The organism is Mitsuokella apri (assembly GCF_051886055.1).
Classification (GTDB): Bacteria; Bacillota; Negativicutes; order Selenomonadales; family Selenomonadaceae; genus Mitsuokella.
The window spans coordinates 37,975-49,650 of the sequence record NZ_JBJEXT010000030.1; the positions used below are offsets into that span (position 1 = coordinate 37,975).

General features: G+C 53.8%; 10 protein-coding genes and 1 other annotated feature. Of the genes, 4 read left to right on the plus strand and 6 right to left on the minus strand.

Going from position 1 to position 11,676, the window contains the following annotated elements:
* Nucleotides 1–16 precede the first annotated feature (16 nt).
* The 4 genes from ACI4OH_RS03785 to ACI4OH_RS03800 all read right to left on the minus strand — a co-directional run bounded on the left by ACI4OH_RS03785 (nt 17) and on the right by ACI4OH_RS03800 (nt 5,618).
* Nucleotides 17–1,390 carry a sodium-dependent transporter gene (locus tag ACI4OH_RS03785; RefSeq protein ID WP_432647714.1) on the minus strand — a complete coding sequence of 458 codons (1,374 nt, stop codon included), beginning with the start codon at nt 1,388–1,390 and terminating at the stop codon, nt 17–19.
* A 164-nt stretch (nt 1,391–1,554) separates the two neighbouring features.
* Nucleotides 1,555–3,267, minus strand: a complete 1,713-nt coding sequence (ptsP, locus tag ACI4OH_RS03790; protein ID WP_432647715.1) for a phosphoenolpyruvate--protein phosphotransferase — start codon at nt 3,265–3,267, stop codon at nt 1,555–1,557.
* A 125-nt stretch (nt 3,268–3,392) separates the two neighbouring features.
* On the minus strand, nt 3,393–3,659 hold the full coding sequence (locus tag ACI4OH_RS03795) for an HPr family phosphocarrier protein (protein ID WP_432647716.1): 267 nt from the start codon (nt 3,657–3,659) through the stop codon (nt 3,393–3,395).
* 282 nt (nt 3,660–3,941) lie between these two features.
* On the minus strand, nt 3,942–5,618 hold the full coding sequence (locus tag ACI4OH_RS03800) for a sigma 54-interacting transcriptional regulator (RefSeq protein WP_435721556.1): 1,677 nt from the start codon (nt 5,616–5,618) through the stop codon (nt 3,942–3,944).
* A gap of 213 nt (nt 5,619–5,831) precedes the next feature.
* Nucleotides 5,832–6,092 (plus strand) — a binding site (T-box leader).
* A 66-nt stretch (nt 6,093–6,158) separates the two neighbouring features.
* Here ACI4OH_RS03800 and ACI4OH_RS03805 point away from each other — a divergent pair.
* A complete protein-coding gene (locus ACI4OH_RS03805; RefSeq protein ID WP_435721557.1) occupies nt 6,159–7,508 on the plus strand; it encodes an MFS transporter in 1,350 nt (449 codons plus the stop codon).
* 104 nt (nt 7,509–7,612) lie between these two features.
* On the opposite strand, the gene ACI4OH_RS03810 is transcribed toward ACI4OH_RS03805, so the two are convergent.
* Entirely contained in the window at nt 7,613–8,047 is a 435-nt protein-coding gene (locus tag ACI4OH_RS03810) for a flavodoxin (RefSeq protein WP_432646920.1), read from the minus strand.
* 73 nt (nt 8,048–8,120) lie between these two features.
* Entirely contained in the window at nt 8,121–8,693 is a 573-nt protein-coding gene (locus tag ACI4OH_RS03815; protein ID WP_439784209.1) for a DUF3793 family protein, read from the minus strand.
* A 245-nt stretch (nt 8,694–8,938) separates the two neighbouring features.
* Between ACI4OH_RS03815 and ACI4OH_RS03820 the strand changes: the two genes are divergently transcribed.
* From ACI4OH_RS03820 to ACI4OH_RS03830, 3 genes are all read left to right on the plus strand, one after another.
* A complete protein-coding gene (locus ACI4OH_RS03820) occupies nt 8,939–10,000 on the plus strand; it encodes a methionine ABC transporter ATP-binding protein (RefSeq protein WP_435721560.1) in 1,062 nt (353 codons plus the stop codon).
* Complete coding sequence (locus tag ACI4OH_RS03825) at nt 9,969–10,622, plus strand: methionine ABC transporter permease (protein ID WP_435721561.1); 654 nt, start codon at nt 9,969–9,971, stop codon at nt 10,620–10,622. Before ACI4OH_RS03820 ends, ACI4OH_RS03825 begins: the two co-directional genes overlap by 32 nt.
* Before the next feature lie 96 nt (nt 10,623–10,718).
* Nucleotides 10,719–11,561 carry a MetQ/NlpA family ABC transporter substrate-binding protein gene (locus ACI4OH_RS03830; RefSeq protein WP_435721562.1) on the plus strand — a complete coding sequence of 281 codons (843 nt, stop codon included), beginning with the start codon at nt 10,719–10,721 and terminating at the stop codon, nt 11,559–11,561.
* The last annotated feature ends 115 nt before the right edge of the window (nt 11,562–11,676 follow it).

Genomic DNA, 11,676 nt, shown 5'->3' on the forward strand with positions numbered 1-11,676 from the left:
TCACACGCATAAAATTTTATTTAAAGAACAGCGCATAGTACCCGGCCGCGAAGATGTAAAGTACAATCAGCGGCAGGATCCAGGTCACGTAGAAACGGATCCACTTCGGGAAGGCGATGCCCTTGCCCGTATCAGCTTCCTTGATGAAGTTATCCCAGCCCCAGCCGTAGCGGCTCGTGCAGAAAGCCAGGTAAACGAGGCTGCCGAGCGGCAGCAGATTGTTGCTGACGAGGAAGTCCTCAAGGCTCAGCACATTCGAACCCGGGCCAAACGGCGTGAAGCCGCTCCAGACATTGAAGCCGAGCACGCACGGCAGCGAGAGCAGGATGATGACGAGCATGCCCCAGCGGATGATGATCTTGCGGTCCTTATGCAGGAGCTCCAGGAAGCAGCAGATGAGGTTCTCGAAGACGGCAATGACCGTCGACATCGAAGCAAAGGCCATGAACAGGAAGAACAGCGCACCCCAGAAATGACCGAACGGCATATGGTTGAATACGTTCGGCAGCGTGACAAACAGCAGGTTCGGGCCGCTGCCCGGGTTGACGCCGTAGCTGAAGCAGGCCGGGAAGATAATGAGGCCGGCCATGATGGCGACGAATGTATCGAGCACGATGACCCAGATGGCCTCACCCGTCAGGCGTTTCGACTTGCCGATGTAGCTGCCAAAGATGGCGAGAGCACCGATGCCGAGACTCAGGGTGAAGAACGCCTGCCCCATGGCGGCAAATACGACTTCCTGCACACCGTATTCCGTGACTTTGCTGAAGTCCGGATAGAGATAATACTTCAGGCCGATTTCACTGTTCGGCAGCATGATGGAGTTGATGGCCAGCACAATCATCATCAGCATCAAGGCCACCATCATCCATTTCGTGATGCGCTCAACGCCGGCCTCAACGCCTAAGTAGCAGACACCGCCGCAGAGCACGACGACAAGAATCATGCAAAATGCCATCGTCACGGGGTCCGCGAGCAGGCCGCCAAAGACGCCGCCCACGGCCGCAGCATCCATGCCGTCGAAGGCACCGGTTGCCATTTTGTACAGATAGTAAAACATCCAGCCCGAGACCGTCGTATAGAACATCATGAGCAGCAGATTGCCCGCGATGGCCCCATATTTATAAAGATGCCACTTTGTTCCCTTCGGCTCGAGCACGTCAAACGACATGGCCGCACTGCGGACGCTGCCGCGGCCAACGGCAAACTCGGCCACCATGATGGGCAGGCCGAGAATGGCGAGGAACACCAGATAAATGAGTACGAATGAAGCGCCGCCATACTGGCCCGTGATATACGGGAAGCGCCAGACATTGCCGAGGCCAATGGCGCAGCCCGCCGAGACCAGAATAAATCCCAGGCGCGTCGAGAAACTTCCTCTCTTTTCCAAAATTCTCCCTCCTAGATTCCCTTTACAGGGATACGGTTTTTATAATATATACTCATATAGTTTACTCTACAGGACGATTCTTGTCCAGTCAGAGGCATCACACAAAAAAAGACCTCCCCGGAGGGAGGCCTTTTGCAGGAAACTGCCAGAATCTCAATTAGAAATTAGAGAACCTTCTGCAGGTATGCCTTGATTTCGTCGCCGTCTTCCATAGCCATGACGTCTGCGAGGACTTCTTTGGCCTTGACCGAACTGATGGAACGGATTTTTTCCTTGACGCGCGGAATCGACGGAGCACTCATCGAGAGCTCGTTGATGCCCATAGCCATGAGCAGGACGGCAGCGTTCGGGTCCGAAGCCATCTCGCCGCACATGCCGGCCCAGATACCGTTCTCGCGGGCACTCGTGATCGTACGCTGTACGAGGCGCAGCACAGCCGGGTTGAAGTGGTTGTAAAGGTACGAAATGTTCGCATTGCCGCGGTCGACTGCCAGCGTGTACTGAACGAGGTCGTTCGTGCCGATGGAGAAGAAGTCAACATATTTTGCGAGAACCGGCGTCATGATGGCAGCTGCCGGCGTCTCAACCATGATGCCAACCTGAACATCGTCGGAATAAGCCTTGCCCTCATGCGTGAGCTCGAGTTTGGCCTCTTCGATGAACTCTTTGACCTTCTTGAATTCCGCTACATTGATGATCATCGGGATCATGATGGCTGCTTTGCCGAAAACACCGGCACGCAGGATGGCCTTGAGCTGCGGCAGGAAGAGGTCGCGGCGCTGCAGGCTGATGCGGACAGCACGGTAACCGAGGAACGGATTCTCCTCTTCCGGAATATTGAGGTACGGCAGCGGCTTATCACCGCCGATATCCATCGTGCGGATGACGCAGAGCTTGCCCTTGCACTTCTCAATGGCTTCTTTATAAGCCTTGAACTGATCTTCCTCCGTCGGGATATCCTGACGGCCCATGAAGACGAATTCCGAGCGGAACAGGCCGACACCTTCTGCACCGTAGTTCAGAGCGTTGTCGACGTCCATGTGCGTGCCGATATTGGCCATGAGGTCAACCTTGACACCATCTGTCGTGACAGCCGGCAGATCTTTGAGTTCTGCATAATGAGCAGCGAGCTCTTTCTGCTTCTTGATTTTCTCATCGTAGCTGGCAACATCTTCAGCCGTCGGATTGACGACGATGACGCCGCGCTCGCCATCCATGATGACGCGGTCGCCATCAGAGATCTTGTCGATGCGGTCTTCCTTGTTGAGGCCGACAATCGTCGGGATAGCACGGGCCTTCGCGATGATGACAGCGTGTGCCGTCGTGCTGCCCGAACCGAGCAGGACACCGGCGATTTTTTCCGTTTCCATGCCGGCGATGACCGACGGCTCGATTTCACGGCCGCAGAGAATGACTTTCTCATCGCCGATTTCCGGCTCCTTGACGCCGAGGATGTACTTGGCAACGCGCTTGCCGACATCGCGCAGGTCAACAGCGCGGGCAGCGAAGTACTCGTCTTCCATCTGCTCAAACATGACAGCCTGCTCTTCTGCTGCCTTGAGAACGGCCTGCGGAGCATTGCCGAGTTCATCGATTTTGGCCATGATGTTGTCCGCCATCATCGGGTCCTGCACCATCATGCGATGTGCTTCCATGATGGCAGCCTGCTCCTTCATGTCCTTGCTCTTGAGCTTCTCGATGCTCTCGCGCAGGATTTCTGCTACGGCCGTCAGTGCAGCCTTGGCTTTTTCCTTTTCCTTCTCCTTGTCTTCCGGCTCATAGTTGACCAGATAACCGTCGAGATTCTGGCCGGCAAGCATGATCTTACCCATGGCGATGCCGGAGATGACACCTTTACCACGAATGATTTCTGACATTTTTATTTCCCCCTGAAAAATTCCCTGCATTCGCGTGCATTCTGTGCACTTACGGAAATGACCTTCCTCCCGCCGAAGCCGGAGGAAGGTCATTTACCTCTTATTGAGCTTTTCCGAACTGAAAATTATTCCTCGCCGAACTTGGAAGCGATGAGGTCTTTCAGAGCCTTGACTGCATCTGCTTCATCCGGGCCGTCAGCGATGATCGTGACTTCCGTGCCCTTAACGAGACCCATGCTCATGATCATGAGAATGCTCTTAGCATCAATCGTCTTGCCCTTTGCCTGCAGCTGGATCTTGGATTTGAATTTCGTAGCCGTCTGAACAAAGATGGAAGCCGGGCGTGCATGGATACCAGTCTTGTTTTCAATCGTAATCGTTTCCTGAGTCATTTGAACCTCTCCAATCTAAACCTAAAACCATTAATTTTACTTTTCCTGTCGTTACAGGAACATAATCAGCACTTATTAATTATGCAAGATGCGTGCCAACTTTTCCTCACGTCAGAAAAAAATTATACACAGCCGAAAAGCCTTATGTAGCAGGCCTTTCGGGCTTAGCAGCAATTCTCTTTAGGATTGTTTTTCCTTTATCCGGATTTTTTGCATGATAATCTTGGTAATTTTTACCAAAATCACGATTTTGTCTGGTAAATTTTACCAACAGTTGGTAATTTATACCAAGCCGTATTTCCTTGCTTTTGCGGCTACCGTCTTATGACTGATGCGCAGGAGCTTCGCCGCACCATTGAAACTCGTCCCCTGGCGCAGGGCATTGGCGATGATTTTTTTCTCGTACTCCTCCCAAGGCAGTACGGTATCAGTGGCAAGGCTGTCAACCTCACGTCCGGCAATATCTCCTTTTATATAGGAAGGCAGCATCGCCTCCGTGATGATATCACTGTCCATCAGCGTGATGACGCGTTCGATGACATTTTCGAGTTCACGGACGTTGCCCGGCCAGCGGTAATGCATGAACATCTGCATGGCCTCCGGCGTAATGCTGCGCACGTCTTTTTTATTTTCCTTGCTGATCTTCTCGATGAAATGTTCCACCAGAAGCGGGATATCATCGGGACGGTCGCGCAGAGGCGGCAGGATGATGGGAATGACATTTAAGCGGTAGTAAAGGTCGTCGCGGAATGTGCCCTCACGGACCATTTCCTCGAGGTTGCGGTTTGTCGCCGCAATGATGCGCACATCGACGTGGATAGTCTCCTCGCCGCCCACGCGGTCAAATTCCTTCTGCTGCAGCACGCGCAGCAGCTTGACCTGCAGATTCTTGTCAAGTTCGCCGATTTCATCGAGGAAAATCGTGCCGTGATTGGCGAGCTCGAACTTACCGAGCTTGCGGCGCACGGCGCCGGTAAAGGCACCCTTTTCGTGGCCAAAAAGTTCGGACTCCAAAAGGGCCCCGGGAATCGCGCCGCAGTTGACGCGGATGAATGGGCCGCGGCGCCGGCCGCTCGCATAGTGTATGCCCTCGGCAATGACCTCTTTGCCCGTGCCGCTCTCGCCGCGTATGAGGACATTGGCCGCAGAATCCGCCGCCTTTGACGCGAGGGCCAGCACGTCGACAACCTTGCCGCTCTTGCCGATGTAATTGGCAAAAGCCTGGGCCGTTTTTTTCGTGCGCAGGAGCTCCTGCTCAAGGTATTCTGCCTTGGCCGAAACCTGCGACAGACGCTCCATAAGTGTCTGGATTTCCGTGATGTCCTTGATGACCGAGACGACACCGGCTATTTCACCATCAACAAAAATCGGATTGACATTGGCGACAATCGTCGTGCCGTCTTTTTTATGACGGATGCTGCCGATGCGGGCAATACCTGAGCGCAGCACGGCACAGCGGTTGCCGTCTGCCGCCTTCTCAAAGACGTTCTGCCCGACGACCATTTCCGGCGTTTTATGGACGATGCGCAGATAGGAAGGATTGACGTAAGTGACTTCGCCGCTGCGGTCGACCACGCAGATGCCGTCCTGAACGGCTTCGAGGATCATCTGCAGGCGTTCCTGCATCAGGGCATTTTCGTGCAGCAGCTTATCAACGCCGTGAATTTCCTCGGCTTCATTCATAATGAAGTCACTTTCGAGGAAACGGACCATCTCGAGGACAGCCTGACGGCCGTTATCCCCTTCCGAGGAAACGAACACCGACTCCCCCTGCGCGACCTTCAGGGCCACGAGCTTCATGAGGCTGTGCATTTCGCAGCGCTCACTGCGCTCGCTGCGCAAATAGAGATGGCAGTCGTAGCGCTTGCAGAGCTCCTGTGCCCGCTGCACGATCATCGCCGCGACGCGCGCATGGATGCCGCCTTCATCGTGAATAACGGCTTCCCGTTCAAAAATCATGTTCATCGTTCCTTTCTGCTTGTTCTTATTATACTATAAATTCAGGTCAAAATCTGCTGTCATCAAGAAAAAACCAAAATTTTCATGCAAAGATTTTTATACTCTCTCAAGATTGTCCACTTACAGCAGAAAAAAGTTTAAAAAAGTGTTGACAAGATTACATGCCGGCGTTATTATAATATCCGTAATTAAAAACAACAGTTCACATAACGAACACAGCCAACGACAGGAAAGAGTACGTTTCCACTGCTGATGCATAGCGAGCCGGGATTGGTGAAAGCCGGTGATGAGCGGGAAGCCGAAAATCATCCTCGAGGCATGGCGCTGAACCAGAAGTAAGTGGCCACGGGTGCTCCCCGTTACAGGAGCCGCGTATGATGGTACGTAGTAATTTACGAATACCTGAGTACGTCAGAGCGTCGTGCTTTTGCACGGAACTTGGGTGGTAGCGCGGAAATCAAATCCGTCCCTTTTAGAGGGACGGATTTTTTATTTTCAGCAAACAGCATTTATTTTTCATTTCATCTTGGAGGTATCATTATGGAACATGTAGCAAACGTCGATTTTGCCCGTCTAAAACGAGTACGCGACTGGCGCATCATTCTGCCGGTCTTCCTCGTTTCGATCATCGCCTGCATCGACCGCGTCAACATCGCTTATGCAAAACTCACGATGACCGCGGATCTCCCGTGGATTACGCCGGAGGTCTTCGGCATGGGCGCCGGCATTTTCTTCGTCGGCTATTTGATCTTTGAGATTCCGGGCTCGCTCGTCGCTTCTCATTTTTCCGCGACGAAATGGATTGCCCGCATCATGTTCACGTGGGGTCTTGTCTGCGTGTTCATGGCCTTTGTCACGACGGAATTCCAATTCTTCCTCTGCCGCTTCCTCCTGGGTGCTTCGGAGGCCAGCCTTTATCCTGTCATCTATTCCGTCCTGTTCCCGCGCTGGTTCACGGCTGGTGAGCGCGCCCGCGCTACGAGCCTCATGCTGACGTCACTGCTGCTCTCCAACATCATCGGTGCCCCGCTTGCCGGCGTCCTTCTTGAAACTTCGTTCTTCGGCATGCACGGCTGGCAGGAACTCTTCATCCTCGAAGCCATCCCTGCTCTCGCCTTCGCCGCTTTCTTCTTCTTCTGCGTCAAAGACCGCCCGAGTCAGGTCAACTGGCTTACGGACGCTGAAAAACAGTATCTGACGGAAAACTTCAACCGCGAACAGGCTGCCATGCAGTCCCGCAAAAAATACACGGTCCTTCAGGCCTTCCGTGATCCGAAAGTCCTGAAGCTCTGCCTGATCTACTTCCTCTGGGTCGTTGGTTTCTGGGGCTTCTACTTCTGGATGCCGACTGTCCTCAAAGAACTCTCCGGCCTTTCAACTTCGCTGCTCGGCGGTGCTATCGCCATCCCGATGACGGCCGCCCTCGTTGTCCAGCTCATCATCAGCAAAACGGCTACGAAAACGGGCGATAAAGTCTGGCATGTAGCCCTCACGCTCTTCGTCGGTGCTCTCGGCCTCGGCCTTTCCCCGTTTGCCCACAGCCTGCCGGTTGCCCTCGGCCTTGTCTGCCTCTCCGCGATCGGCATCCACGCCGCCATGGGCGTTTGGTGGACAATCCCGACGACGTTCCTCACGGGTCCGGCTGCAGCCGGTTCCGTTGCCCTCATCAATTCCTGCGGCAACCTCGGCGGCTGGGTCGGCCCGAACATGATGGCCTGGGTCAAAGTCAATACGGGTTCCTTCGCTCTCGGCTACTACATCATGGGTGCCTTCATGCTGCTCTCCGGCCTGCTCGTCCTGACGCTCCAGTACAAGCTCAACGGCCAGCGCAAAAACGTCTTTGTTGCGGACAAAGCTGCTGACGTCAAAATGGAAGAAGCAGAAGCCTAATATTTCCAAAACCTACTATATAATATAGAAGCAAAACACCTTCTCTTATGTTCAGGGAAGGTGTTTTTATATCCGCAGATTGATTATGGAATATTTTACAGAGGTCAAAGAGAAGCAGCAAAGTCGGCGCCGAGCTTCTCGCAGGCTGCGAGGGCATCGTCATCCGGCGCATTCTCGACGGCAAGACCGTCGCCAAAGAGCTTGGCACCGTCATTGCGTGTGCGTTCCGCCCATTCTTCCATCCAGGCGCCGCCGCCCCAGCCGTACGAGCCGAAGAGAGCTACGGGGACACCAGCAAGATGGCTCTCTGCCTCAGCAAAAAACGGCTCGAACGAGCTTTCTTCGAGGACTTCATCGCCCATGGCAGGACAGCCAAACGCCACGCCATCATAGTCCTTGAGCTTATCCACGCCGCCAAAGGACTCTACCTCAAAAACCTCGACATCCGCACCGGCGCCCTTTGCGCCCTTCTCAATGGCCTGCGCCATTTCCTGCGTGTTGCCCGTGCCGGTCCAGTAAATGATTGCAATCTTGCTCATAATAGTTCCTCCAGTCATTTCCTACTATAATAATATATGACATTTCAAATCTGGTCATGTCCCTCTGTCAAAATCAGACAGCTCTGACAAGTTCCGGGAAAGAACAGCCTGCTTCAAGCTTTGCACAGAATTCCTCGGTGCAGTGGGCATAGCAGTCAAAGAGAGCGCGAGTCTCCTCTTCATTGGCGTATACTTTCCAGTAACCACTATAACAGAAATCCTGTCCCTTGTGCGTGATAAATCCTACAACATCCGCGACAGGATAACCGAGGAAAAGCCCAATTTCATGAGGAAACGATTTCTTCAGACGCATGCGCAGCTGCAGGTAATGCAGGCACGCCGTCAGGCCTTCCTCACAGGGATAGCCGTACTGCCTCAGGACTTTCTGCACTGCTTTATCCTGAAACTGCTGCTTCAGCAGCTCCGCACGATAAAACAGCAGCAGGACATATACTTCGCCCTGGGCCACAGGAAAAATCTCGATGCCCTTGCAGGAAAAGCAGGGCCGATAATCTTCGAGCAACGCATCAAAGTCCGCAAACTTGTCCCTGCGAAAGGACAGCAGGCTCGCAGGGCGCAGTCCTACGAGCATCGGCGCTGCATGAAAGCCCATGAGCTGCTCAAAACCCTCTCGTCCCAAATCCATCACCTCGTATTTGAAAATCATTATCATATATGTTCCAGACTCATTATATCGAAAATATTTCTCAATTACAAGCGTCATTCGCAATATTTTTCAATTTTGCGTCTGTCCGTCTATGAGGGAATACGGTTTAATGCTATAATGAACATTAGCATAGCCTGAAAGTGTCAAGTTGTATTGACAAGGCTTCGTCGATATGCTACTATCAAAACATATCATACTAATATGATTAGGAGGTAACGCGCTATATGATCCAGCTGTCTCATATCGAAAAAACGTATGACAGCCCCTCTGGTCCCGTCAAAGCGCTCAAAGGTATTGACCTGACGATTGCCCGCGGCGAGATCTTTGGCATCATCGGCCTCAGCGGTGCCGGCAAATCCACGCTGATCCGCTGCATCAATATGCTCGAACGGCCGACAGCCGGCAAAGTCATTGTCGACGGACAGGACATGACGGCCATGAGCGAAAAAGAACTGCGCAAAGCGCGCAAGAATATCGGCATGATCTTCCAGCACTTCAACCTGCTGAGCTCGGCCACGGTTTACGACAACATCGCCTTTCCGCTGCGTCTCTCGCATACGCCGGAAAGCGAAATCCGCAAAAAAGTAGAGCCCCTTTTGGAGCTCGTCGGCCTTGCCGATAAGGCCAAACAGTATCCGTCGCAGCTCTCCGGCGGCCAGAAGCAGCGTGTCGGCATCGCCCGTGCGCTCGCGAGCGAGCCGAAGGTCCTGCTCTGCGATGAGGCAACAAGTGCCCTCGACCCGCAGACAACGCGCTCGATTCTCGAACTCATTCAGGATATCAACCGCAAACTCTCCTTGACCGTCGTCGTCATCACGCACGAAATGCAGGTCATCAAGGAGATCTGCGATAAGGTCGCCGTCATCGAAAATGGTGTCATCGCGGAGCAGGGCACGGTGCTCGATGTCTTCACGAATCCGCAGAAGCCCATCACGAAGGAATTCATCAGCGTCCTGCTTTCAAATGACCTGCCGGCAGCCTTCCGCGGCGGCGAGATCTCGAAGACGCCGGTTCCCGGAGCCTATCTGCTGCTGCGCCTGACGTTCATCGGCGAATCCGCCGACGATCCGGTGCTTGCCGGCATGATCCGCAAATTCCCTGAAGTCGAAGTCTCGATGCTCTTCGGCAACCTCGACCAGATCAAGTCGACGCCGTTCGGCCGCATGATCATCGGTCTCACGGGGCCGGAAGCAAAAATTCAGGAAGCCATTGCTTACCTGCGCAAACAGGATCTCAAAGAGGAGGTGATCGGTTATGTCCGCAGACATGATGCCCCTTCTGACTAAAGCCCTCGGCGAAACCGTCTACATGGTCGTTGTCTCGATGATCATTGCCACAATCATCGGCGTACCGCTCGGCGTGCTTCTTCATACGACGGGCAAGGGACAGATTCTCGAATCACCGGCCGTCAACCGCATCGTCGGTGCTATCGTCAACGCCGTCCGCTCGATTCCGTTCATCATTTTACTGGTCGCCATCATCCCGTTCACGCGTCTGCTCGTCGGCACGGCCATCGGTACGACAGCTGCCATGGTCCCGCTCGTCATCGCCGCGATTCCGTTCATCGGCCGTCAGGTCGAGACGAGTCTCAAGGAAGTTCCGTTCGGCCTTGTCGAAGCAGCCCAGTCCATGGGCGCCACGCCGGCGCAAATTATCTGGAAAGTCTTGCTGCCTGAGTCGATGTCCTCGATTGTCGCGCAGCTCACGACCGTCATCATCAGCCTCGTCGGTGAATCCGCCATGGCCGGTGCTGTCGGCGGCGGCGGCCTCGGCGACCTCGCCATCCGCTACGGCTATCAGCGTTTCCGTCCGGAAATCATGATTGCCACCGTCGTCATCCTCATCGTCCTCGTCCAGCTCGTCCAGTTCGTCGGCAACACCATTGCCAAACGTCTGGATAAACGATAACCTACGTGTTTCCGCTTTTGCGAAGCAAAAGCATCCTATGCATTTTCCTCCTTTGGCGTAAGCCAAAGGAGCTTATAAAACTAAGGAGGTCATCCTATGAAAAAAGTACTCGCCCTGATCGCGTCCCTCGTGTTCGCGACGCTGGCGTTCGCCGGTTGCGGCGGCAGCCAGTCCTCATCCTCTTCTTCGTCCTCGAGCGCTGCAGCTACGAGCGGCACGAAAACCCTCAAAGTCGGCGCTACGGCCGTCCCGCATGCTGAAATCCTCGAAGCCGCCAAACCGCTGCTCGAGAAAGAAGGCATCAAACTCGATATCGTCGAGTTTAACGACTACGTACAGCCGAACCTTGCCCTCAACGACAAGGAGCTCGATGCCAACTTCTTCCAGCATGAGCCGTACCTCAAGAACTTCATGGACGAGCACAAGGAAGTCAAGCTCGTCAGCGCCGGCGGCGTCCACATCGAGCCGATGGGCATCTACTCCAAGAAAGTCAAAGACCTCAAGGAGCTCAAAGACGGTGCTACGATTTCCATCCCGAATGACCCGACCAACGGCGGCCGCGCCCTGCTCCTTCTCCAGAAGGCTGGCCTCCTGAAGCTTAAAGACGGCGTCAACGAAAAGGCTACGCTGCAGGATATTGCCGAGAATCCGAAGAACTTCAAGTTCCAGGAAGTCGAAGCAGCTCAGGTTCCGCGTACGCTTGACGATGTCGATGCTGCCATCATCAACTCCAACTTCGCGATGCAGATTCAGCTCGACCCGACGAAGGATTCCCTCTTCATCGAGGATAAGACGAGCCCGTATGTCAACATCGTTGCCGTACGTGACGGCGACCAGAACCGTCCGGAAATCCAGGCTCTCATGAAAGTCCTGAACAGCCAGGAAATCAAGGATTTCATCAACAACAAATACAAAGGTGCAGTCGTTCCGGCATTCTAAGCCGCTTAAGTGACTGACCGTACATAAAAAATCCCGCGAGTCCGTTTGGATTCACGGGATTTTTCTATACGAACAAAGGCATGTTCAAAAAATGCATAAAAATAACCCGCAGCGT